Origin of the sequence: Acetobacterium bakii (assembly GCF_001263355.1) — a bacterium.
In the GTDB taxonomy this organism is placed as follows: domain Bacteria; phylum Bacillota; class Clostridia; order Eubacteriales; family Eubacteriaceae; genus Acetobacterium; species Acetobacterium bakii.
The window spans coordinates 100,344-125,044 of record NZ_LGYO01000033.1 but is presented as its reverse complement, the minus strand read 5'-3'; the positions used below and the strand labels follow the sequence as shown (position 1 = coordinate 125,044).

The following is a 24,701-nucleotide window of genomic DNA, read 5'->3' as shown; positions in this document are numbered from 1 at the left end:
GAGGTAGAAAAATTAATCATATCATCAAAGAGAAATCGTTTTATATAAATGTGGCAGCCATTGCCATTCCAATCACCTTACAAAGCCTGATCACCATCGGCGTGAACATGACCGACACCATGATGGTGGGGTCGCTGGGGGAAATGCAGCTGTCCGCGGCTTCCCTGGCCAATCAGTTCATTATGATTTTCCAGATCTGCTGTATGGGTATCGGTATGGGCGCGTCGGTGCTCACCTCCCGGTTCTGGGGGATGCAGGATTTAGTTTCACTGCGAAAATCCGTTTCCATTATGCTGCGGATCTGTATTCTGTTCAGCCTTGTTTTTTCCCTGGCGACCTTTCTGGCCCCGGAAGCGATTATGGGCATCTACACCACCGATCCGACGATTATTCAATACGGCGCCCAGTATTTTAAATGGTCGGTGCCTTGCTATGCCTTGCTGGGGTTGTCCCTAACTTCCACCATTGTGCTGCGCAGCGTGGGCCAGGTAAAACTTCCCTTATTTTCATCCATTGGAGCCTTTTTAATCAATATTTTCTTCAACTATCTGTTTATTTTCGGAAATTTCGGGGCTCCTCAAATGGGCATTGAAGGTTCTGCCCTGTCGACGCTTATTGCCAGAGTCTTTGAGTTTACGTTTATCTGCGGGTATTTGTTTGTTATTGATCAAAAAATCCGCTTTCGTATTAAGCATTTATTTATGCAATGTCGGGATATTTCCAAAGAATATTTCCGGGTTGCTATTCCGGTACTGGTCAGCGACGCTCTGCTGGCCTTTGGAAACAGCGCCGTGGCCATGGTCATCGGCCGGCTGGGGGTCAGCTTTGTTTCAGCCAATGCCATCACCATGGTCACCCAGCAGCTCAGCACCGTCTTTATCCAGGGCACGGCCAATGCCAGTGCTATCATAACCGGTCACACTCTGGGCCGGGGGGATCAGAAAAGAGCCCAGCAGCAGGGGGTGACCTTTCTGTACCTCGGCGTGGCCATCGGGGTTCTGGGCGCCGTGATCATCTGGCTCATCAGCAGTCCCATGATCAGCTTCTACAACATTTCCGAAGAAACCCGACAGCTGACCTATCAGCTGATGTTGGCGGTGGGTTTTATCGTTATTTTTCAATCCACCAACAGCATCCTGACCAAAGGAGTGCTGCGGGGCGGCGGTGATACCCAGTTTCTGATGGTGGCGGACATTATCTTTTTATGGGTTGCCTCCATTCCCCTGGGCGCATTGGCGGGGTTGGTCTGGCATCTGCCGGCCTTTTGGATCTACACCCTGCTGAAAGTGGACCAGATTATTAAATGCGGCTGGTGCATCTATCGGCTCTGGAGTAAAAAGTGGATTAAGAAAATCGTACCCTATCCACTACCTGAAAATCGCGGATAATAATTGAATAAATCCTAAAAAATTTAAATGCGTAACGCGGCAACTTAGGATCTCAGTCCCTGTACGCTATCCCTCGCCTGGTTGATGCCATCAACCAGAAATTTACTAAGGATCCTGGGTGGTTGATTTAAAATGATTTATCAAAGGCACCAGTGAAACTTTTTTCACATACTGAAATTCTTCATCAATTATCTTGATTTTGAGCTCAATTAAGTGTTACAATATGACTCATATCCAATGATCTAAAAACTTAATTTTTGACTTTAAATTAATACAACGGAAGATCGTTGAACATCGCTTGATGGAGGTGGCATTTTGAATTCAAAAAAGAATTGGTACACGCATATCATTATCTATTTGTGGATCGCCGTTGGGGTCTCTTCAACAGTGACTCTGATCAACATCAATTTTACTGATCTGGATGCCAATACCTACTTTTTAAAACGTTTCTTGCTGCCACTGCTTCTTGAAATAGCAATCGTTTTGATTCTTAAACGGCTGATCAGATCCAACGGTGATGCCACCGGTTACTGCATCATCATAGGAACCCAGGCCATTGTGGCTATTTTGATCATCATTCATTATTCGGTTTTTATGGTGATGCTACCTCTATTTCTGTTTCCGATTCTAATTTCGATATTTTTGCTCAATCAACGGATTATTCAGTTTTCTTCAATTTTAACCCTGAGTCTATTTATGGGTATGCGCCTTTGGTTCCCCCCTTTTTCGGTTATGTCTGCCACTGAATTCACCACGTTTTCAGCTATTGTGGTGTGTTCTTACTTTCTGGCCCGGGAGTTGACCAAGCGTTTTTCCGCAGTCTACAGCGATATGGTTGTCTCGGTCGAAAAAGAAAAGGAAATGCTGTATCAAAACATCTACATGGAAAAACTCACAAAAATGGATTTAGCCACTAATTTGTACAATCATAAAACCTTTCATGAATATCTGGATGAACTTGTTCATCAGTGCCAGAATCAATCCTTTGATTTATCCCTGGGACTTATGGATTTGGATCTTTTCAAAGGAATTAACGACCGCCATGGCCATGGCAATGGCGATGTGGTCATTGCCAAGGCAGCATCCATCATCCTCGATAATCTGGAAGCCAACGATTTTGCCGCCCGTTACGGCGGCGAGGAATTTGCGGTTATTTTTACGGAAAAATCGCCGGATGCCTGCCTTGCGATTCTGGAACGGATCCGACAGGATCTGGAGGCCGCGGTTTTTAAAACCATGCCCGACGAGGTGGTTACCATGAGCATTGGCTTTGCCCCTCTCACCCCCGCCATGACTAAAACCGATTTTTTCGAAGCCGCTGATACACTTTTGTATATGGCCAAAGAAAACGGCCGCAACCAGATTCAATGTGCAACCTGATGCCGACTTTATCAGCTTTTGGTGTCAAACTGTCCCGGGGACAATGGCAAATCGTTGTGTGCTACAGGATCGTACAGTCGAAGCCTGTTCGCCCTGATGCCCACAACTGATGTTGCGATTGTCCCCGGGACTTTTTATAACTTAAAAAACCAGAATCAGCTTTTAGGCGATTCTGGTTTTTAAGTTGCATGCAGTAACCTGGCCAATCACAACCGTTCCACATTCACCTGATTGCGACCTTTTTCTTTAGAAAGGTAAAGGGCGCTGTCTGCAGCGGCAATCAGGTCATCGGGCAACCGAACGATCCGGGAAAAGGTTGTTACAACGCCAATGCTCAAAGTGACAACATTCGAGCACAGTGAATTAATGTTGGGAATGCTCATTTCTTCCACGCTGGCCCGTAATTTTTCAGCAAGAGAGGCACCGCCCTCATCAGTGGTATTGGGGAGAATCAGAATAAACTCGTCGCCGCCATAACGGGCCAGAAAATCTCCGGAACGCTTCAAATTCTTTTTAAGTACAGATACGACGATTTTAAGACATTGATCCCCTAGTAGATGTCCATAGGTGTCATTATACTCCTTGTAATGGTCAATATCGATGATCATCAGAGAAAGAGGTTTTTTCTCTCGTTCCGCCCGGCTGATTTCCTGAAGCAGTACCTGGTCAAAATACCGACGGTTTGGAATTCCGGTCAACCCATCAAAAAACGACATTTTCTTCAGCTTTTCATTTTTGATAATCCCGATGCAAAAGATAACAACCGTTGCCAATACCGCAATTGCCAATACAATGAGGATAAAAATATTAAATGCGATGATTTTCCCTGCGGTTGCTTCAAGAGCCTCATTTTCGTCATTGGCAAGAGATACCACCTGATCGATAGCGTAACGATGTTCCAAGTATAAGGGATCCAGTTTAAGAGCTAACAGATCATTTGCTTTTTCCTGCTCCCCGCTTTTGATTAAAGGTATTAATTCGTTCTCAAATACATCGAAAAATTCCATTGCCGGCCTATACGCATTTTCGGCCATATTTTTTTTTAGCTTCCCCTCGGGCAAACGACTCGACCAGGTCTCATGACTGGCAACATAATCTTTTTTCAGCTGTGCCTCCCGGCTAATGAGTTCCTCAATTTTAACGGTGTCTGTTTCCTTTGCCAATTGCAGGGTTACAAGGTAGGATTCAATTATATATCCTGGCGGTGGCAGCACATCCGCCACCAGCTCTTTTCCCAGTATTATTTCATCATACAGTTCGCCATTGATTTTAATATTTGTAATTGTTTTATAACCAATCATGGCAAATAAAATAAAACCTGTTATAAAAATGGCAATTAAGATCATAAGCCTTCTGTTACTTCTTAAGATATCATACAAAGTTGCGTTGTCTCCCATTCTGATCAAAGTGACAATTAAAGCCATCCAGTCAAGGATGTTTGTATTTTATATTAAGTATAATGAGTATTGGCTTCGATTACAAGCATTATTCTTAGACCCACTTTTTCAGGCTCTGACGCATATTCACTGATTACCGGGTTCGCTGTGATCTCTTCGCAATAAAATAATTTTATTCCTATTCAAAAGTTTTCAATTTCAATTATTAATCAGAGATATTCTCATTTCTATCCTTTTTCACGGAATTATGCTAAAATAAAAGAAAAAACGGGAGAATGCTATGAAACGACATGATTATATTACTTGGGAAGAATATTTTATGGGGATCGCCCTATTATCGGCACGACGCAGTAAAGACCCGAATACTCAGGTTGGCGCTTGCATTGTCAACGAAAACAACATCATTCTATCCACCGGCTACAACGGCATGCCTAAAGGATGCAGTGATGATGACCTGCCCTGGGATCGTGACGGGGATTTTCAGGACACCAAATATGCCTATGTCTGTCATGCCGAGTTAAATGCCATCTTAAATTCCGATGGACGATCCCTAGCGGATGCCATCCTTTATGTAAGCTTATTCCCCTGCAACGAATGTGCCAAGGCCATTATTCAGGCCGGGATTAAAAAAGTAATTTATCAGGAAGATAAATACCCCGACTGCGATGCCTCTGAAGTATCTCGAAAGCTCTTTAAAATGGCCGGCATCACCCTGGAAAAATTCCAGAGCACACTGTTTGAAAATGGTCTAACCCTTTTCTAACGATGATTTCAGAAATACGCTTTTGGATCAACAAACCTCGTTGCGGACATTTATTTATCGTTGTGTGCTGCAACCACGAGAAACGCGCTTCGCTTATTTCTCGTGGTTCGCAAGCAGTCGCCAACTACAAGCGAGCTTGTGATTGGCTCGTTGCCACCCGCAATTCGGACAGTCTAGCGACTGTTCGCCTTGATGCCCACAACATGATAAAATAAAAATCCGCAACGAGGTTTGTCAAATTACTTTTTTTCAATCTCAAACACCAAGGGAATCTTTCGTTTCAACTGTCGATAAAACAAAAAAGTAAGTCCCGGGGATGTTTTTAGATCTAATCTGTAATAACGTCATCTTTTTAACCTGAAAGCTCCGACCATTTCCCGGAGTATTTCGGCCTGGCCGGACAGCTCTTCACTGGCGGCGGCGCTTTCTTCCGCGGTGGCGGCATTGGTTTGAACGACTTTGGAAACCTGTTCGATGCCCTGGTTAATCTGGGTGATTTCCATTGCCTGATCATTGGATGCCTGGGCAATGGTTCCGACCAAAGTGGTTATTTTTTCGATTTCATCCAGGATTTCTTTTAAACTGACTGCGGTTTCATCAGCGATTTTGGTGCCCATTGCCACCTTTTCAATGGAGCCTTCAATAAGAATTGACGTTTCCTTAACAGCCTTGGCACTTCGAACCGCCAGATTTCTGACTTCCTGGGCAACAACCGCAAAACCTTTGCCATGCTGTCCTGCTCGGGCGGCTTCGACTGCCGCGTTCAGAGCCAGAATATTGGTCTGGAAGGCGATATCGTCGATCACCTTGATAACCTTGGAAATGCTGCTTGAGGAATCGTTAATTTCCACCATGGCCGACACCATTTTTCCCATTTGAAGATTCCCGGTTGCCGCATTTTTACGGACCGCAATGGAACGTTCATTAGCGGCCCCGGCCCGGATGGCATTTTGACTGGTTTCATCGGCCACTTCGGCAATGGAAGCGGTGAGTTCTTCAATGGCACTGGCCTGTTCGGTGCTCCCCTGAGACAAAGCCTGACCGCCATCAGATATTTGTCTGGCGCCAACCTCAACCTGAGCTGCAGTTACATCAATATCCCTAAGCGTCGTGCTGAGATTTGTGGTAATGTCATTGAGTGCTGTTTTGATGTCCCGGAAATCGCCTAAATAATCGGATGTGATGGCCTGATCCAGATTGCCTTCACCCATCGCTTTCAAAGTCAGGGTGATGTCATCCACATAGCGTTTTAAGAACCCAATGGTCTGGTTCATATCCTCTTTTATTTGGCCGTGCTGGCCTTTAAACGCCCCTTCCATGCTGATGTTTAAATTCCCCTGGGCTAATTCTTTTAGCGCCCTTTTGGTTTCTATGATAGGTTCGATCACCGCGTCCAGGGTTTGGTTAAAGCCTTCAATGACCCGGGCATATTCCCCGCTGAATTTACTGCTGTTCCCGCGATGATTCAAATCCCCTTCAATGGCCAGTGCCGCCATGGTCTCGCCTTCGTCCACCAGCATAACGATGTTCTCCATCATCTCCACCAGGGTGGGAATTAACCGATCATTATCGCTGCGTTTTCCGCTTTTTTTCAATTCTTCCAAATCACTGAGATTCCCTTCCTTGATATGCCCGGCGATTTTCATGATGGTCAGTAGCAACCTGCGAATCCCGTTAATGGATTCACCGATTTCGGCATAAATTCCCAGGTAGTTTCCCTCAATGCACTGGGTAAAATCATTCTGATTCATGAGACCCAATACATGATTGCCTTCTTCCAAAGCAGCCAACCCGTCGATACAGGCATTAATGCTATTTTTAAAGGCGTTAAAATCTCCATAATAGGTTTCTGTTATTTTTTGAGGAATGATCCCGTTTCCGATTTTATTCACACAGTCCGCCGCAATATTCAGCGGTCCAACCATGGCATCCAGGGTATCATTAAACCCAACCAGAATTTCTTTGAATCCGCCTTTGAAACCATCTGCGTTTCCCCGGACCGCCAGATTTCCCGCCACCGCCGCGTGAGAAAGCATATTGGCTTCATCAATGAGGTTGCGAATGGTTTCAATGGTCTTTTTTAAAGCCGGAGTGATTTCATCAAGATCATCTTTGGGCTCTATCTCTGTGGATAAATTTCCATCGGCGATTTCATGCATGGTTCCGATCACCACATGCTGAAGATCCTCGGCAAAATCATCCATGGCCGTGGCCATTTCGCCGATTTCATCTTTGCTATCAAGGTTTAGTCGCAACCCCAAGTGTCCCAGACTCATTTCCTTAATCATATGATTGATTTTCGCAACCGGTTTGGTAATCATCGAGGCCATAAAAAGACCCAGCAGCAGTGCTGCCGCGACCCCCAGCACCAGCAGCACCAGGGTTAGAATCGTAGATGTGCCAGCGATGGCCGCGTTACCCTTGGCGGTTTCCTTAACAATTTCCAGTTTCAGCTCAAGCATCCTTTGGTAATTGCTTTGAATTGCGGTTTGGATTTTTTTTATATCCGTGCCTTTTGCCATCAGCATCGCTTCCGGCTGATTTCCCTGACGGACCAATTCAACTATTTTTATGGTCATCAGGTCAAACTGATCCTTTAATAAATAGGTTTCGTCGGCAATCTGAATGCCTTCCGGGGAAGTCAGGGTAGTTTGAAACTTTTTCAGATTAGCATCGAATGTGGAATTCTGCTTTAATATTTCTTTTTCGGCTGCATCGATTTCATCCGATGTTGTTGCCTGGGTCACTTCCTGAACGTTCCCCAGAATACCCTGGAAGGCATCCGCAATGGCCACAAGCTCGCCCAGTGGCATGGCCATTTTTTCATACAGATAGACATCCCGGGCGCTGATTTTTTGAATGCCCACAACCCCCATTGTCCCGATGCCCCCGGCAATCACCGCAATGATTAAATACCCCAGGATTAATTTTTTCCCAATTTTTAAATTATAAAACCACTTCATTCCATTTCTCCTTGATTTACCTATGTTTGTCTATTTTTTTGCTTCTTTTGCACCTTTGTTGACTTCTTCAATGGTCTAAAGATTAACATATTTTTCACAATCCAGTGTTAAATCCTTAGTAGTATTGGATTAAGAACATGTTAATTCAACTTAAATTCCCTGAATTCTGTAAATGTAACGATTCGATATATTTATGATTATTTATTAACCGGCACACCAAAAAGACTAGCGCAGCTTAATTTAAAATGTTAAAATAATGAGCACAGTTTTATTTAAGCAATACTTCGGGGTGAAATAGATGAGACAAATGATCAGACGGTTTTATGTAATTGGGATTGTTGTTGCCGTAACAATATCCCTGGGAATGTTTATTCAGTTTAAATATTTCGAAAAAAGCATCAATACCGAAACACAGCGAAATATCATCCTGGAACGCAATGTAATTGCCGGTGATATCGGTTCAAAATTGGGCAATCGAGGACAGGTGATGACGGATGCCGAGCTTTATCTTGCCAGTGAAACCGATACCGAACATATCCTTGATTTTTTAAAAAACCTTTCCGCAGGAAATACGTCCTTCAGTTCCATTTATTTTGGCACCCCTGACAATGTTATAGTCAACAGTAGCGGCTTTGTCCCACCGGAATCCTTTGACCTGAGAACTCGCCCCTGGTACATCAAAGCTGTGGCAGCAGATCGGCTTATTTTTACTGAACCTTTTATGAATGCCACAAAAGATCAGCTCATCATAACTGTAGCCTGTCCTGTTTATAATGAAAATCATGAATTTCTAGGGGTTGTTGCCGGGGATATTACCATGCAGGGGATTGTTGAGCTGGTTATGAATCAAAAAAGTTCTGATACCAAATACTCTTTTTTAATTGATGGCAAGGGGAATATTCTGGCCCATCCTGATTATGACTACGCAGCAACCGCAACCCTCGTGAATATACAGGATATTTCTGAAAATTTATCGGTTTCCATGCTTCAGCACAGTACTGGTACCACACCCATAACCCTTGATGGTACTGAAGGTTATTTGGCTTATCAACCCATTGAGGGAACCGACTGGACCCTGGGAAGCTTTATCCAAACCGACGATTATCTCCAAAAAGATCAGCAGGCGCTGTTGATCTTTTTGCTGACCTTAATCTCTTCTGGCTTTATTTTTACGGTTCTCCTATTTCAACAAAAGAAACATATCATTGGCCCGATTTTAGAACTGGATACGGACATTCAGGCTATTTCCATTGAAAATGATATGTCTTATCGTCTGAAAGCCGAGGATGACGTCTTTGAAGGTTTGAGAAAATCCGTTAATCTTGTCCTTAAAAAAACTCAGGATTATTTTAATGAATTGGAAACCAGCAAACTAGCTCTGGTCACCAGCGAAGAACGAAATCGAGCCATTGTCAATGCGCTGCCTGATATTCTTTTTATTCTGGATACCAACGGGGTTTTTCTAGACTTTCATGTCAATAATGAATCCTTGCTCCTACTCAAAAAAGAAGATTTTATGGGAAAAGCAATCGAAAATGTGTTCCCGGCTGAAATTGCCACCAAAGGAAATATGGCTATTTCCCAAGCCCTGGAAACAGGACGCCTGCAGATGTTTGAATATGATTTGGATCTCCCGGATGGCAGACATTGCTTTGAAGTGCGGATGGTCAAAAGCAGTCATCATGAGGTGGTGGCCATCGTTCGTGATATCACGGAAGAAAAAAACAATCAGATTTATATCGAATATCTCAGTTACCACGATCAGCTAACCGGTCTCTATAACCGCCGTTTCTATGAAGAAGAGCTTAAACGGCTGGACATCGAAAAAAATCTGCCCCTGACTATTGCCCTGCTGGACGTGAATGGATTAAAGCTCACCAACGATGCCTTTGGGCATTTGGCCGGGGATACTCTTTTGAAAAATGTAGCAGACCTGCTCACCAATGCCTGCCGGTCTTCGGATATCATTTCTCGCATCGGCGGGGATGAATTCACCATTCTCTTTCCCCAAACAGATTCCGATGAGACAGCAAAAATAATTAAATGTATTTATGAGGCCGCCGCTAGTTTGAATCCCAATACCATTGTGCTTTCGGTATCAATTGGCTGGGAAACCAAAACCGCCATGGAACAATCCATCAATGATCTTTTTATAAAAGCTGAAGATCACATGTATCGAAAGAAACTGGTTGAAAGCCAAAGCATGCGCCATCAAACCCTTCAGCTCATTATGAATACCCTGCATGAAAAAAACGAACGAGAGAAAAGACATTCGGACCAGGTGAGTATCATCAGCAAGCAAATCGGTGAAGCCATGAACCTCGATTACGAGACCATCAAGGAACTTGAAACCGCCGGTTTACTCCATGATATTGGCAAAATTTCAATCAGCGAGGCTATTTTGAACAAACCGGGACCACTTCTTCCATCCGAGTATGACGAGGTCAAAAAACATCCGGAAATCGGTTATCAAATCTTGAAATCTGTAGATGCCTATTCATCTCTGGCCGAGTATGTCCTGGCTCACCACGAACGCATGGATGGTCAGGGCTATCCGCTCGGACTAATTGGCGATAAAATTCCCCTGATCGCCCGAATCATTGCGGTAGCGGATGCCTATGAAGCCATGTCGTCGGACCGAACCTATCGAAAAGCCCTCACCCCCACTGAAATCATTAAAGAACTTAGGGATAATTCATTCACGCAATTTGATCCTGAAATTGTTGAGATATTCATTCACAAGGTATTAAATAAGCTGGCCACTGCCACGGGAACCATGGTTGAAGCAATCTAAGCTCGCTGTGAAGTACCTGCCTATCGATTCATTGGCTTTATCGCCCATACAAAAACCCCATAAGCAGTGCTGCTTATGGGGTTTTTGTATGGAAGACAAATCTTTCTTTTTTTTCAGAGCTTGGCGGTTAAGAATTTTTCAGAATAATTCCTGAAATAATGTCCGCCGCATCTTCAAAAGAATCACAGCTTTTTTCGAAGTAATCATAGATTCGGATTAAAGATACGGTATCAAGGGGATCTTTTCTTTCAATAAAGAGTTTTTTAACGGATTTGGTATATAAATCATCACCCAGATTTTCATATCGATTTATGAGAATAATCGCTTCGTGAAGGGCTTTGGGTTTTTTGAAATTTTTCAGGTCTTTGACGGCTTTATGAAGCTCTGCCGCCGATTTTTCAATCAGTTCCACAAATGAAAGCATCTCCGGCGCAATGGCTGAAATTTGATACATATCCATGTAGATTAAAATATCTTCGATTAAATCGATGATGGTATCCAGTGCGCAGGACAATGCAATAATATCTTCCCGTTCGATGGGAGGAAGAAAATCGCTGAACAGAAAGTTCATCATCACATAGCGCTGTTCATCGGCATTGCGTTCGATTTTATGCAGTTCGATGAGCTTTTCATCCAACTGGCTTAAATCATAGTCATTTAAAACCTCATTTAATAAGTGGGATGCATCAAGAATTAAATCGGATACGATTATAAATTCCTTATAATAATTATATCCTTTTGTTTTGGTTTTTTTAGCCATTGTATCTCCTTCTTAAAAAATTCTCATAAATATCAGGGCCATCAGAAAACCGATTAAGCCACATCCCGGGAATGTAAGCACCCAGGCCCAAACCATTTCTTTAACCGTTGACCAGTTAACCGAGGAAAAGCGCTTTGCTGCGCCAACGCCCATAATGGCCGTTGTCTTAGTATGGGTTGTGCTCACCGGTACCCCAAAAAGTGAAGCGATAAGCAAACAGGCGGAGGCTGCGACATCCGCACTAAATCCCTGATAGGTTTCCAGCTTGACCATGTCCATTCCTACGGTTTTGATGATTTTTAAACCGCCGATGGAAGTTCCGATGGCCATTACCAGGGAACACAGGATCATCATCCAAACCGGAATGACAAAATTGGTGGCATCCGAAGTTCCTTGTCCAAGGAAAATCCCCAGCATAAAAATCCCCATGAATTTCTGACCATCCTGAGCACCGTGCATAAATGCCATGGCTGCTCCGGCTCCAATCTGGCCTTTTTTAAAAAAGCCATTAGTTTGCTGTCGGGACATATTTTTGCAGATGCGCATCACAAATTTTACCACAATGTACCCAAAACCAAAACCCAGCACCGTCGAAGCGACGAGTCCATAAATAACCTTAATCCAGGCATCTCCGTTGATACCGCCAATACCACCCTGGAGGGCAATGGCTGCTCCGGATAATCCGGCGATTAACGCATGACTTTCACTGGTGGGAATCCCAAAATACCAGGCTGCGGTGGCCCATAGTACAATGGCAAAGAGCGCCGCGCACAGGGCGATGATTGCATCATCAGGATTCCCACTGAAATCAACCATGTTGGCAATGGTTTGGGCAACCGTCGCATTAATGGCAGTCATTACAAAAACGCCCAGGAAATTAAAGACAGCCGCCATCATAATCGCTTTTCTGGGTTCCATGGACCGTGTGGATACACAGGTAGCAATGGCATTTGGTGCATCCGTCCAACCGTTTACAAGAATAACCCCAAGGGTCAGGACTACAATTATCAATAACGCCGGATTTCCGGCGATATCATTGATAAACTCTGAAAAAGATAATGTCATATTTTTTTACATTTACCCCGTTTTCTATGCCCAATGAAAAAACAATTAATATAATTGTTTTTTCATTGGGCAACTTTTTAGCTGTTTTTTTGCCGTTCTCATTTTACTACACAAAACACAATAATAGAACTGTTTTTTTATAAATATGGACTGTTTTTTATTGTTTTTTTTTGCTGCTTCCATGTTGATCCGCGCATCAATTCATTCTGAGTTTTTACCTTTGACCAAAATAGCAATACCCCTGTTTGCTCTCATACCTGACCTAACGCAATTGAAAGCGTTTTCGGCACAATCAGCAGGAATAATGCATTGGAATTAATCATTGCGTAATTGAGAATCATTCAAAAATGTCTGGTTTAAAGTATTAAAATTTCAGCCGATTTTTAGGAAATGCTCAGAGACTGAATATATTTTTGATTGTCAGCAATGTTCCGCTAATTGACAAGTACAACTTCCATAATGTCTTCCATACTTGACATAGTGGTTGGCATCACGTATAATCATCTTATCAAAATGAAAGAAGGTTACAAAATGGATCGCAATGAAATTTTAACCCGTAACAAAGACAGTAAAGCCAAAGATGAAGGGCTTGTGTATGTTGAAGACAAGTCACGGCGCTACGGCGAAATCGGCTTAAGCATTATGTTTATTCTGCTGGTTTTTTATAATTTTGCCAAAGGTCTTCCCATCTATGACCTGCTGGCAATCTTCTGGGGATACCTGGGTATGAGCTACGTCTATAAGTACCGCGCCTCAAAAACAAAGGGAAACCTGGTCCCCGCTATTGCCGGCTTGATTGCAGCGGTTGTTTTTTTGCTGGATTACATCCTACAGACCTGGTAATCCCCGATGGAAAATAATCTGATTTTCAATAACCGGCTGCGCATGTGGCGTGCTGAAAAACGCATCACCCAGGAAGCATTAGCCGACATGGTAGGTGTTTCCCGCCAAACCATCAGCTCCATTGAAAATCTGCAGTTCTGTCCCAGCGCCAAACTGGCCCTGCTGATCTGCGTGGCTCTTGATAAAAAATTCGAGGATGTCTTTTATTTTGAGTGATCCTGCAAGCCGTTTCATGCGTTGTTTTAGAACGCTCAAATCTGTGATAATATATTATGCATAAATACAAAGAACAGGAGATAAAAGTATGGCAATCGAAAAAGTACGAGACTATTTTACCCAATGGGGACTGGCTGAAAAAATACTGGAATTTGAAACCTCATCCGCAACCGTAGAACTGGCCGCCCAGGCACTGGGCTGTGCCCCTGAACGGATTGCAAAAACCCTATCGTTTCAAGTCGATGATCGGTGCATTCTGGTTGTCACCGCCGGGGATGCCAAAATCAATAATGCCAAGTTCAAAGCCCAATTCCACACCAAGGCAAAAATGCTGGCGGCTGAAAAGGTGAATGATCTGGTGGGACACGATGTTGGCGGGGTTTGCCCCTTTGCGGTCAATGACAATGTGGCAATTTATCTTGATGCTTCACTGAAACGCTTTGAAACGGTTTTTCCGGCCTGCGGCAGCGGCAACAGTGCCATTGAACTTTCCATTGATGAGCTGGAGAAATATTCAAACAGCACCGACTGGATTGATGTCTGCAAAAATTGGGAAACCTCAACTGTTCTGGCGGCATCCATTCCTTCCCTGGCCGAAACAATTGCCTAGGATTACAAATCTAAACAGATAATCATAAAAAATGGACAGCATTTCCTACCCGGAGATGCTGCCCATATTTTTTTTAATAATTTTAGATTTGTCACACAATGGCAGTTCAACCCGTATTTCCAGAAGATTGTCCTGAAGCACGGCTTTTGCATGCCCCCGCATCTCCTCGGCCAGATGTTTGACAATGGACAGTCCGATGCCGGTGGTTTTTCCTCGGGCTTTGTCTGCGGTATAGAAGCGGTCAAAGACTCGGCTCACCTCAATCTCCCCGGGGGTTTTTACCGGATTTTGAAAGGCGATCACCCCATAGTCTTTGGCTCTTATTTCAACCTTAATGTTCCCGTTTGAATGGGCGATACAGTTTCTGATGAGATTTTGGATGATCCGGGTAGTCATTTCTTTATCGCCAAGTGCATACACCGCCGGGGCTTCTTCGATGGACACAGAAAGATTGTTCGCTTCAAGCACCGCCACCGCGGATGCCAGGCACTCCGCTACAAGCTGGGTGAGATTAAGAGGTTCGATGATCGGTTTGAACTCCCGATTCAATAAGTAGGAGTATTCATAAAAGTGTTCGATAAGACTCCCCAGTTCACCCACGTGTTTTTGGGCAATATTGAGTTTTCGCCGCTGCTCATCCGCGAGATCACCATTTTCCATGAGCTGCTGATAGCCCTTGATGGCGGTGAGAGGGGTTCGCAGATCGTGGGATATATTGGCAATGAGTTCCTTAAACTGCTTTTCTTCCCGAATGCCGTTAAGCCGAAGGGTTTCTTCGGCTTTCAGACTATTATTGATGTTGGCAGCCAGACGATTAAGCTCCGGGTTAATGAGTTCCAGCGTCAGGGGTTGTCGTGTTTTTTCAGCCAGCCGTTTTGCCAGCTGGGTGTTGATACTGTGTAATTGGTATTGAACATAACCCATATATAAAAACATAAGCAATAAGATAAAGCCAAGCACAATGGTCAATAGTTTTGCCTCCTTTTATTGATTGAATCTTCATCAAGCAGTTCATCGCAACCGTAAGTAACGTACCGCCAAACCTCTCTGTCGACATTTATTTATCGTTGTATGCTGCAAGATCGTACAGGCTATCGCCTGTTCAACCTGATGCACACAACATGATGAAATAAAAATTCGCAGAGAGGCTTGGCTACATTCAGTCCGGATCAACCTTTTTCAATTGTTTTTTTTGCCATACTGTGTTATTCTTTTGAAAGTGCTATGGAAAAAGTGCATTGAAATGATGCCTTAATCGCTGAATTAAGAAAAATCGAAAAAGCAAGAAAGATGTGAGCTAACAATGAAACTATTACGGTACCTGCTAATTTTTGTCCCTATAAGTATTATCGGTGATTTATTACATGTTTCTCCAACCCTGCTGTTTGTGCTTTCGGCCCTGGCGATTATCCCTTTGGCGGGAATCATGGGCGAAGCCACCGAAGAAATATCCTTTTATTCCGGCCCCCGGATCGGCGGATTCCTCAATGCCACCTTTGGCAATGCCACCGAGCTGATCATTGCGTTTTTCGCTTTGAAAGCCGGATTATTCGAGGTTGTTAAAGCCTCCATTGCCGGGTCAGTTATCGGTAATATCCTTTTAGTATTGGGGCTCAGCATGCTCGTCGGGGGAATGAAGTTTAAAAACCAGACTTTTAATAAACAATCCGTTGAGGTTTCGTCAAGTATGTTGTTATTTGCGGTGATTGGCTTAACCATCCCGGCAATTTTCACCCATACCGTAGCGGCGGATCTGCTCAATACCCGCTATGAGGGTTTAAGTGTAATTGTGGCTATCATTATGTTCGGCATTTATATTTTAAGTCTATACTTTTCATTCTACACCCACAAGGATATTTATTTTGTGGAGCCTGATGAAGGTGCCGTTGCCAAGTGGTCCCTTAAAAAAGCAATTATGGTTTTGATTGCCGCCACAGTGATCCTCGGCATTGAAAGCGAAATTTTTGTGGGGGCCGTTGAGCCCATGACCTCAGCCCTTGGTCTCAGCGAGTTTTTCGTGGGGATCATTATCGTGCCGATAATCGGCAACGCCGCGGAACACAGTACCGCTGTTGTCATGGCCTATAAAAACAAAATGGATGTGGCGGTGGAAATTGCCATTGGTTCCAGTTTGCAGATGGTACTTTTTGTCACCCCGGTACTGATTTTTCTCAGTTTATTATTTACCCCGATGTCCATTGTTTTCAATGAGTTTGAACTGGTAGCCCTTATTTTTTCGGTTCTCATTGCCAACCGAGTGGCCATTGACGGAGAGTCCAACTGGCTGGAAGGGGTTCAGCTTCTGGCCGTCTATGCAATCATTGCCGTTTCCTTTTTTATTTTATAAATGACCAGACAATTTGATTTGTAACCCTAAGCCCTGAGACTAACCTAAGTCTCGGGGCTTATTTTATTTCCGCCTTTCGAAAAGCACCGTAGGTAATCACCAGCATCACCGCCATGAATAAAAGGCTGCCGATAATTGCTGAGACAAGGTCCCCGGTTCCCGAATCCATGGTTAAAAAAATGGAATCCCCGCCAAATGGTGTTCTGGCTAAAATAGCATCAATGATTTCATAGCTTGCACTTAATGCGATGAGCTGGGCACTGAGAATGGTAATGGCATAATAAATGGCAACCACCAGAATCGGTTTTTTCAGCGCAAAGGCAAGGGGTACACAGACACTGAGCTGGGATGCATAGACAATCATCAGGGTCAGCATCACCATGAGCATTTTCAGAAAATCCGGTGCCGCAAAAGCATTACCGGATCCGCTTGTCAGAAGATTAAGAAATCCCAGGGCCACTGCATCCATGCCAAATTCAGAACCGTTCATTAGCGCAAACCCGGTGGCCAGGGCATAGGGCAGCAGCAAAATGGCAATGCCGTAGAAAAAAACGATGGCTTTACTGATGATCACCGCCATTCGGCTTGAGCCCGCAGCAATGGCGTCATGGATGGTTTTATTGTCGAAATCGCCGCAGATGAAGGTTCCTGCCAGGACTGCACCGAGAATGCTCATCATGTTAATATCCGAGAACATAAAACCGATGCCGGTCATTCCCACATCGAGTTTTCCTTGTGGTATTAAATAGGCCATGACCGTCAATATGAGGGCACTGAGGCCGGTGATGCCAACGAGTATCTTAATGGCCGTGGATTTTCCCAGTTTAAATAAATCGGCGCGGATGAGGTTAAGCATTGCCGCCACCTCCGATCACAGAAATAAAGTAGTTTTCCAGGGTATCTCCCTGGACACAAAAATTCGTCACCACAATGCCGTTATCAAAAATAGCCTGGGCCAGGGTTTGTTTATCATCCAAAAAATCATAAAGTTTCACTGTCTGATCCGGCATGACCTTGAAATTTCTTGTATTCAGCTGCATCTCCAAAACACTGACCAGCTTTTCCGGGGCATTACAGCTGATTAGAATGTGGTGCCGGCAGTTTTCTTCAAGCTGCTCCAGGGTAAGAGTCTGTTTGATCTCACCTTTATGAATGATGATATAATCCGTTGCGGTTTGGTACAGCTCCGGCAGATTATGGCTGGAAATTAAAATGGTCATTTGCCGTTCGTCGCATAGTTTTTTCAGAAGATTCCGGATTTCTACCACACCAATGGGATCAAGGCCGTTAATAGGTTCGTCCAGTATCAGCAGTTCCGGGTCCCCGATCAGGGCGGTGGCAATACCCAGACGTTGCTTCATCCCCAGGGAAAAGTTCTTCGCCTTTTTCTTCCCGGTGTCAGCCAGGCCCACCAGAGCCAGAAGTTCAGCCTCAATTTCCTGATTGGGAATTCCCCGCAACATCCGATGAAATTTGAGATTTTCCCGGGCGGTCATATTGGGCGACATCCCGGGATATTCAATCATCGATCCCAGCCGTTTGCGTTCGACCTGGAGTTCCCGTTCCCCTGAATATCCGAAAAGCTCTAGGCTTCCGCTTTTGGGAAAACTCAGTCCGGCAACCAACCGCATCAGCGTCGTTTTTCCGGCACCATTCTGTCCGATAAGTCCGTAGATTTTCCCGGCTTCCAAGGTAATCGACACATTGTGCAGTGCATCCGTGCCCTTATAAGTTTTTGTGAGATTGTTTGTTTTCAACACATAATCATTCATTGTATTCACTGATCCTCTCTTGACTTTTACGGCAACTGCAAACTGCATGAACTTTGCTGTTAGTTTAAATCAACAATTTTCAACGCCTCGGTTGAATAGTCAATTACTTTTTGTTTCACTTTAAGGACAATTGTTAATCGTTGTGTGCCACAAGATCGTACACCTTCGGTGTTCGCCTTGATGCCCACAACTTGATGTAACAATTGTCCTTAAAGCGTCTGTTGTTTTAGTAGACTGTTCAAGGGCAATAAAAATCACCTCATGTAAAATGGCGGCAAAGATCAAATTACTGTCGCAATTACCTATGATCTCAGTTTAGGATCAAAAGGTTTAGAAAAGGTTAAGGCTGGAAAGAAAAATGTCAGAAAAGGGATAATTCAAACCTTGCATAGCCGATAGCCCAATCCCCAGACGGTTTCGATATAGTCTTCTGTGGGATTGGCCTTCTTCAGTTTGCTGCGCAGATTGCTCATATGGGTTTTCACTGCATTGTCATCCCCTAAATAGTCATCCTCCCAGACGGTTTCATAAAGGTTAGCCTTGGTGAAAACCTTGCCCTGGTATTCTAATAAAAGTTCCAGGATCAGATATTCTTTAGCCGTTAATTCGATCTCCCTATCACCCACGCACACCCGCTTGGTGCTGTGGTCCAGAACCAGATCCTTGTACTTATAAACTTTATTTTCCTGAATCGCCCTCTGACAACGGCGGAGATTGGATTGGACGCGAGCTACCACTTCCCCTAAATCAAAGGGCTTGGTGATGTAATCATCCGCACCGATTTTAAGCAGGTCGATTTTTGTACCCACCAGTTCTTTGGCAGAAATGATGATCACCGGTACATTCGAAAAAGTCCGAACTTCTTTTAAAACCTCATCCCCACTTTTATAGGGAAGCATGATATCCAGAAGAATCAAATCATAGTTATGATTTCTAATTTCCCGGAGCCCATCCGTTCCCGTATAAATGGATTTCACTCCAAAGCCGGCATCGGTCAATGCTTCTGCCAGCATAAGATTCACATCATTATTGTCTTCAACAATTAAAATAGTGTTCATATCCGATATTTGATACCTCGCTTCACTTTTGTTAGTATTTATTCGATAATAAAATTATAACACTAAAGGAAGCGCTTTGTCTTCAACATCAATGTCGGTCTCGCAGAAAATAAATTTATCCTGATACCTCCCATAGGAATAGTCCTCTCATTTTCTTAAGCTTTGCTGAATTTCAAGTTTCTCTAAAGGTTGCCGCGTTAACATTAACCTATGAGATAAACATCTCTCCTTTTTCTTTTCATTCCCAATAAAAAAGCAACGCGCCCATCCGGGGTTCGTTGCTTTTTTTATTAGGAATGAAAATGAGTCCTGGGGACAACGATTTACCATTGTCCCCAGGACGGGTTTAGCAGCATGCGAATTATCGGCTGCTATTTTTTGAATTTTGCTTTCAGATCTTCAATGGCTTTTTCAGCGGCTTCTTTGGTCATGCCGTATTTTTCCTGAAGCTTGCCCATCAGAATTTTTGCATCGCCTTTAACCACATCAAGATCTTCGTTTGTGAGTTTTCCCCATTGTTTCTGAACTTCACCCTTAACCTGTTCCCATTTTCCTTCAAATATATCTTTATTCATTTTGTTTCCTCCTCGAAATTTTATTTTTATCTTTTATTATTATATAGCTTGATCCTTTAACCTAGCGCATTTTAGTTGAAAACGAATGTATATCTAAATTAAGACCTGACATAATGTCTATTATAAGAAACTCATGGTAATATGAGCTATTAGAATGGAGATAAAAAAATGAAAAAGGATCAAATATTGTTAAAACAGCTGACTATTGTTGAGAAACATGAACAAAAATTTTTAAATCAGAAAGAAAATTCATATATTAAATTGAAATTTACACCAGTTATCAATAAAATTCAAACCAGCATACCAGCCAAATTAAGTTCTACCCTGGATGTTGCTTTTTACAAGGGATTTCAGCTTGTCTTTGAAAAAGGGAATGCTTTCGTCGAAAAAACCTATAACAAAGACAAAATCGATTCGGAATATGATTTAAATAATTACGCCATCGATAAATATATAAATAAAAAGTATCTAAAAAACATTGACAAGCAATCAAAGCAGTCAAAGTTAATCAATGAATCTATTTCCGCCCTGGAAGGCGGCGTCCTTGGCTTATTAGGCATTGGCCTTCCAGATATACCACTCTTTATCGGCGTTATTATCCGAACCATCAATGAAATAGCCCTGTCTTACGGATATCAGTATCAGACCGATTGCGAAAAAGCCTATATTCTCTATTTAATCTGCGGTGCCATGGCAAAAGAAGATGCGCGTAAAGAATATAATGAAAAACTTGATCTGCTGGCTAATAATATCGATACAAATGCAGGCACCAGCGTTCATTTAGAAACCGTCATGAAAGAAACCTCGGACCTCTTATCAGCTACCCTTTTAACCGCTAAATTTGTCCAGGGCCTGCCGATTGTGGGTGTCATCGGTGGCGTCGTCAATCCTTTAATCATTAATAAAATCGGAAAATACGCCCGGATCAAATATCGAAAACGCTATTTGCATTCTAAGGTCAATGCTTGTGAGTAAATAAACCCCCAGACAATAAGCGATCTCATGGCTGCAACTATTATTTTTCAGCAATAAGGAAGCCAACGCATATTAAAAAAACCTCCATCCGCTAATCTGATGAAGGTTTTTTTAATTCTAACATTCTAAAACGCCGTCGTCTGTCATTCTATCTGCTGAGCAAGGCTTGTTTTTATAGTTACGGCAGCTCAGATTTTATTGGTTACTGTGATTACAGGTTTTTTGATCGGGGACGTCCCATAAAATACACTGACATCATATTTTGATGTGGTATCATTCCAAGTCACGGTGGCGGTTGAGCCGTATTTGATGAATACATTTACCGCGGCCTGCACCCACGCTGTCTTAGTTTCCTGATCCATTTGATTTGCTATCGGAATTTCATAAGTACCTGATTCAATGCTTTTAGCATCAAGAAACGCTTTGTCCCCATCAGTATAGTCGGTTGTTGTGGTATGCAGCATCGCCAGGTCGGTCCTGGTAGTGCCAGTATAAAACAGCGCCGGATTTCCAGCCGAATCTTCGGCATATAAATAAACAACATATTTTGTCAGCGGTGTTAAACCAGCTATACCTTCATAAAACAATGTCTCTTTATTCAATGTACCGGTTTTTGTTGGCGCAATCTTAATCTCCGCCGGGGTCATTGCCGCAGGTTGGTCTCCGGTATATGATTGAAGAACATAGTAATATGTCACGGCTTCGTTAAATTGAAACCGCAGCTGAAAAGAAGTCGGTTGACTGCAATAATATGCAATCAAACCTTCTCCCGATAATCTCGGCAACAGGGTGATATTGGCAACCGATTTTCCAGTATTTACGATTGTATAGTCTTCCGACGTACTGTAAATATTCACATAAACAAAAAATTTTATAGGATCTCCAGTTGGTAAACCGGTGACATCTGAAATGGTCAGTGTGCGCATTAACCCGGTCCCGGTAAGAGTTCCTTTCTGGGCACCATCCAGCTTAATGTTATCGATACTCAGACCTACCGGCTCCGAGTCAAAGGTTAGGGTTAATTCTGTGGTCATCGCCGTAGCAACCGAGCCTGCATTTGCATTTGCCGTTACCGTATAGTTCACGGATTTGGTAAATTTAAAATTTTCAGCCGGGCCGGCCGTTTGAGTCTCTGTTTCTGCCATTCTAACCTGCAGCGTTATTTTTCCGGTCAGATCTGGAAGGTTTGGTAAAGTTTCGTTATAGGTTGTCCAATGCGTTCCGTCTTCAGAAAACTCCATGGCAGCGGTCAATCCGGACATGGTATTTTTACTGTCATTACGTGACACATACCACAGCTCCGGACCATCAGCCTTTGTTACCGAAATATTAAAGCTTGCGGTCCTGCCACCGAAGGTTACAGTCAATGTCTGAACTGCGGCAAGGTTTGTACTGTCAAATCCTGAAACATTATTATCCACAATCGTCAGGTCTTCTTTCATACCATCACGATAGGTTCCAGTTACAACCAGACCCGTAAGGTCAAGGCTGCTATCGCCGATTTTGTAAGTGGTCTTTGTCGGCGGGGCTGTAACTGCAATGCTGTTAAGGTATGTAACGGTTATCGAACTGGTCCATGCCGATGCAAAGCAGTCTGATCCGGCCGGGTATCTTAAGCGAAATACTGTTGTTTTAGAAGAAAGTTGGCTTTCTTCATCGGGGAACGAAATTATTCCATTCCCATCAGCTGTCATGTTTGTAAATATTTCGGTACCAATAACGTTCAAGCAATAGGCTGTATTGGCGGCAGCTCCGACAATCTGATTAATCCCATCCAAAAAAGCTCCTGTCGGCGTTGCCGGGGCCGGGGGCCGGGCCGGTATATCCAACCATTGAACATTCCCTGCCGGCGTGTTTCCAGCCGCTTTGACTCTGAAATAAAGTGTTTTCGCACTGTCTCCCGGGTTTAACGGAACTTTCTCGCCTGTTCCCGTTTGGGAAGAAATCATTTCACTGTTATCCGCATATTCCACAGAATCAGGGACGATTTCAGCCGTTGTTTCGTTGCTGCAGTCAATGGTATACAACGGTGCCGGAGGCGCCGCCGGACTTTCTACCATTACTGCTGTTACTGCCGTTATCGCCCCATTATCGGCTGATGCGGCAGTGATGTTAGCCGTTCCCAACGCAACCGCGGTGACCAAACCATTGCTGACGGTTACCACTGTTTCATCACTTGATGACCATAAAATATTCTGATTGGTGGCATTTGTGGGTTGAATGCCTGCTGTAATGGTACTGGTTGTGTTCACCCCGGTTAAGGTCAGACTTTCTTTGTCGACAGTAATCCCGGTTACCGATACGGTATAGCTCCCTTCGCCTCCCGGTGTTGGTGCAAGAGGTCCCGGTATCACCTGGGGCTGAATAATAACCCCAGGTGATACGATCTGATACTCCGGCACTTTTTCGTAGGTTACCTCATCGGCATTGACTTCTGCATTTTTAATGGTGCCTGCACCTCTTATATGACTGGCTCCGTTGAAGATGATCCGATTTACTGTGGCCTTTGTATTCAGGCTGATCCCGCTGCCGCATCCCTCTGGAGCTACGATAATATTTTCGATAATGGTTGCGCCTCTCAACTCAAGCTGAGAGTCCGGCTGATTGATAAGAATACTTTCGAAGCACCCTTCAAGAACAACGTTTCCGCCGCCGGAGATGATGGTTTCACCATTAACCCTGAGATTTGTTAGGATCACCTCGCCGCTGCCAACTTCATCTTCAATGATTATATTGCCATCAATATTAAAATTCCTGAGCGTCACCCCGCCACCCTGGATGATAACATCTCCATGAATGGTTTCCGTTCCGCTTTCCGGCCCATAAAATCCGGCTTTCATAAAATATTGTGTTGTTTTATTTAACACCAATGCCTCAGAGGCAGTTTGGATGGCTGTCGTTGCCACATCAATCGCAGTCTGACTATTATGTCCATCCACCGCATCCTCATTCATGACAGTCTGAAGATTCTCCCAGGATTGCACTGTATAATCTGTTTCATTAAGTAGTTCAATGGCAGCTAGAATTTCATTATAGCGTGTTAAATTCACGATTCTGATTTCTATCCCTTCCAGCCGCAGACTCCGACCTTCGGTTCCGGCAGTTTCGCCATCGGCGGACCATTCTGTTTCCCAGCCGTCATTCTGCACGTGGGTTCGATACTGTACTGAATAATTGGGCATATTAACCAGTTGGATTTGAATGCCTTCCATCCTCAGGCACCGACCTTCGGTTCCGGCGGTTTCTCCATTGGCTGTCCAAGCTGTTTCCCAGCCATCATTCTGCACATGGGCCCGATAGTCAATCATCGCTCCATCCGGCACCGCTCCGGAGAGTTCAATCTGAATCCCTTCCAGCCGCAGACTCCGGCCTTCGGTTCCGGACATCTTCCCGTCTGCTGTCCAACCGGTTTCCCATCCATCATTCTGAATATGGGTCCGATAATTTACGCCCATTACCGTATTTTTCACGTTTTCCGTTGATCCTGCCGCTGTTTCGAGTTCGACTGTCTGGATTTTCGATGCTGTCGCAAAAACACTTGTCGAAAAGACCAGGGCAAACAACAGAAGCATTACCAAAATTTTAATTGCATTTTTCTCCACGTTTAACACCTCTCTTATTGTTCTGCCAGCTGCGACGAGTTATTAATATTATCTAAACATTATTTACGCCCGTTTAAAGCAGGTTCTAAACACTCTTACCAAACTTTTTTGATGTATATCGTCGCTCTTAACTTAATTTTATCCGAAATAAAAAATATAACAATATTTCCTGCCCCAACCGCATTTTACAGAG

General features: G+C 43.7%; 19 protein-coding genes. 9 read left to right on the top strand and 10 right to left on the bottom strand.

What is annotated here, in order from left to right:
• The first annotated feature begins 50 nt into the window (after window positions 1-50).
• Window positions 51-1,388, top strand: coding sequence for an MATE family efflux transporter (locus AKG39_RS13195; protein ID WP_242852615.1), 1,338 nt, complete (start codon window positions 51-53; stop codon window positions 1,386-1,388).
• Window positions 1,389-1,703: 315 nt separating this feature from the next.
• Window positions 1,704-2,768, top strand: a complete 1,065-nt coding sequence (locus AKG39_RS13190; protein WP_050740868.1) for a GGDEF domain-containing protein — start codon at window positions 1,704-1,706, stop codon at window positions 2,766-2,768.
• 206 nt (window positions 2,769-2,974) lie between these two features.
• Here the strand turns inward: AKG39_RS13190 and AKG39_RS13185 are convergent, their stop codons facing one another.
• Window positions 2,975-4,114 (bottom strand): GGDEF domain-containing protein, encoded by a 1,140-nt coding sequence (locus AKG39_RS13185; protein ID WP_050740867.1) that lies wholly within the window; start codon window positions 4,112-4,114, stop codon window positions 2,975-2,977.
• A gap of 331 nt (window positions 4,115-4,445) precedes the next feature.
• On the opposite strand from AKG39_RS13185, the gene AKG39_RS13180 reads away from it, so the two are divergent.
• On the top strand, window positions 4,446-4,928 hold the full coding sequence (locus tag AKG39_RS13180) for a deoxycytidylate deaminase (protein WP_050740866.1): 483 nt from the start codon (window positions 4,446-4,448) through the stop codon (window positions 4,926-4,928).
• A gap of 344 nt (window positions 4,929-5,272) precedes the next feature.
• On the opposite strand, the gene AKG39_RS13175 is transcribed toward AKG39_RS13180, so the two are convergent.
• On the bottom strand, window positions 5,273-7,891 hold the full coding sequence (locus AKG39_RS13175) for a methyl-accepting chemotaxis protein (protein WP_050740865.1): 2,619 nt from the start codon (window positions 7,889-7,891) through the stop codon (window positions 5,273-5,275).
• Between the two features lie 298 nt (window positions 7,892-8,189).
• Here AKG39_RS13175 and AKG39_RS13170 point away from each other — a divergent pair, with 298 nt between their 5' ends.
• Window positions 8,190-10,685 (top strand): HD domain-containing phosphohydrolase, encoded by a 2,496-nt coding sequence (locus AKG39_RS13170; protein WP_083439550.1) that lies wholly within the window; start codon window positions 8,190-8,192, stop codon window positions 10,683-10,685.
• Between the two features lie 127 nt (window positions 10,686-10,812).
• Here the strand turns inward: AKG39_RS13170 and AKG39_RS13165 are convergent, their stop codons facing one another.
• Both AKG39_RS13165 and AKG39_RS13160 read right to left on the bottom strand, forming a co-directional pair.
• Window positions 10,813-11,445 (bottom strand): DUF47 domain-containing protein, encoded by a 633-nt coding sequence (locus AKG39_RS13165; protein ID WP_050740863.1) that lies wholly within the window; start codon window positions 11,443-11,445, stop codon window positions 10,813-10,815.
• Between the two features lie 12 nt (window positions 11,446-11,457).
• A complete protein-coding gene (locus AKG39_RS13160; RefSeq protein WP_050740862.1) occupies window positions 11,458-12,510 on the bottom strand; it encodes an inorganic phosphate transporter in 1,053 nt (350 codons plus the stop codon).
• A gap of 531 nt (window positions 12,511-13,041) precedes the next feature.
• Between AKG39_RS13160 and AKG39_RS13155 the strand changes: the two genes are divergently transcribed.
• The 3 genes from AKG39_RS13155 (at window position 13,042) to AKG39_RS13145 (ending at window position 14,179) form a co-directional block, all read left to right on the top strand.
• Window positions 13,042-13,353 carry a DUF6442 family protein gene (locus AKG39_RS13155; RefSeq protein ID WP_050740861.1) on the top strand — a complete coding sequence of 104 codons (312 nt, stop codon included), beginning with the start codon at window positions 13,042-13,044 and terminating at the stop codon, window positions 13,351-13,353.
• Window positions 13,354-13,359: 6 nt separating this feature from the next.
• A complete protein-coding gene (locus tag AKG39_RS13150; RefSeq protein WP_050740860.1) occupies window positions 13,360-13,569 on the top strand; it encodes a helix-turn-helix transcriptional regulator in 210 nt (69 codons plus the stop codon).
• 88 nt (window positions 13,570-13,657) lie between these two features.
• Complete coding sequence (locus AKG39_RS13145; RefSeq protein WP_050740859.1) at window positions 13,658-14,179, top strand: YbaK/EbsC family protein; 522 nt, start codon at window positions 13,658-13,660, stop codon at window positions 14,177-14,179.
• A gap of 45 nt (window positions 14,180-14,224) precedes the next feature.
• Here AKG39_RS13145 and AKG39_RS13140 read toward each other — a convergent pair whose 3' ends face one another.
• Window positions 14,225-15,139 carry a histidine kinase dimerization/phospho-acceptor domain-containing protein gene (locus AKG39_RS13140; protein ID WP_341408271.1) on the bottom strand — a complete coding sequence of 305 codons (915 nt, stop codon included), beginning with the start codon at window positions 15,137-15,139 and terminating at the stop codon, window positions 14,225-14,227.
• A gap of 343 nt (window positions 15,140-15,482) precedes the next feature.
• On the opposite strand from AKG39_RS13140, the gene cax reads away from it, so the two are divergent.
• Window positions 15,483-16,526: a calcium/proton exchanger gene (gene cax / locus AKG39_RS13135; protein ID WP_050740858.1), complete on the top strand. Its 1,044-nt coding sequence runs from the start codon at window positions 15,483-15,485 to the stop codon at window positions 16,524-16,526.
• Between the two features lie 58 nt (window positions 16,527-16,584).
• Here cax and AKG39_RS13130 read toward each other — a convergent pair whose 3' ends face one another.
• The 4 genes from AKG39_RS13130 to AKG39_RS13115 form a co-directional block, all read right to left on the bottom strand.
• Entirely contained in the window at window positions 16,585-17,382 is a 798-nt protein-coding gene (locus AKG39_RS13130; RefSeq protein ID WP_050740857.1) for an ABC transporter permease, read from the bottom strand.
• Window positions 17,375-18,298, bottom strand: coding sequence for an ABC transporter ATP-binding protein (locus AKG39_RS13125; RefSeq protein WP_050740920.1), 924 nt, complete (start codon window positions 18,296-18,298; stop codon window positions 17,375-17,377). Before AKG39_RS13125 ends, AKG39_RS13130 begins: the two co-directional genes overlap by 8 nt.
• A 377-nt stretch (window positions 18,299-18,675) precedes the next feature.
• The gene (locus tag AKG39_RS13120) at window positions 18,676-19,356 is read right to left on the bottom strand and encodes a response regulator transcription factor (protein WP_050740856.1); all 681 of its coding nucleotides are present in this window, start codon (window positions 19,354-19,356) and stop codon (window positions 18,676-18,678) included.
• A 371-nt stretch (window positions 19,357-19,727) separates the two neighbouring features.
• Window positions 19,728-19,931, bottom strand: a complete 204-nt coding sequence (locus tag AKG39_RS13115) for a CsbD family protein (protein WP_050740855.1) — start codon at window positions 19,929-19,931, stop codon at window positions 19,728-19,730.
• A gap of 168 nt (window positions 19,932-20,099) precedes the next feature.
• Here AKG39_RS13115 and AKG39_RS13110 point away from each other — a divergent pair, with 168 nt between their 5' ends.
• Window positions 20,100-20,906 (top strand): EcsC family protein, encoded by an 807-nt coding sequence (locus tag AKG39_RS13110; protein ID WP_050740854.1) that lies wholly within the window; start codon window positions 20,100-20,102, stop codon window positions 20,904-20,906.
• A gap of 188 nt (window positions 20,907-21,094) precedes the next feature.
• Here the strand turns inward: AKG39_RS13110 and AKG39_RS13105 are convergent, their stop codons facing one another.
• Complete coding sequence (locus tag AKG39_RS13105) at window positions 21,095-24,508, bottom strand: bacterial Ig-like domain-containing protein (protein WP_050740853.1); 3,414 nt, start codon at window positions 24,506-24,508, stop codon at window positions 21,095-21,097.
• Window positions 24,509-24,701: the final 193 nt, after the last annotated feature.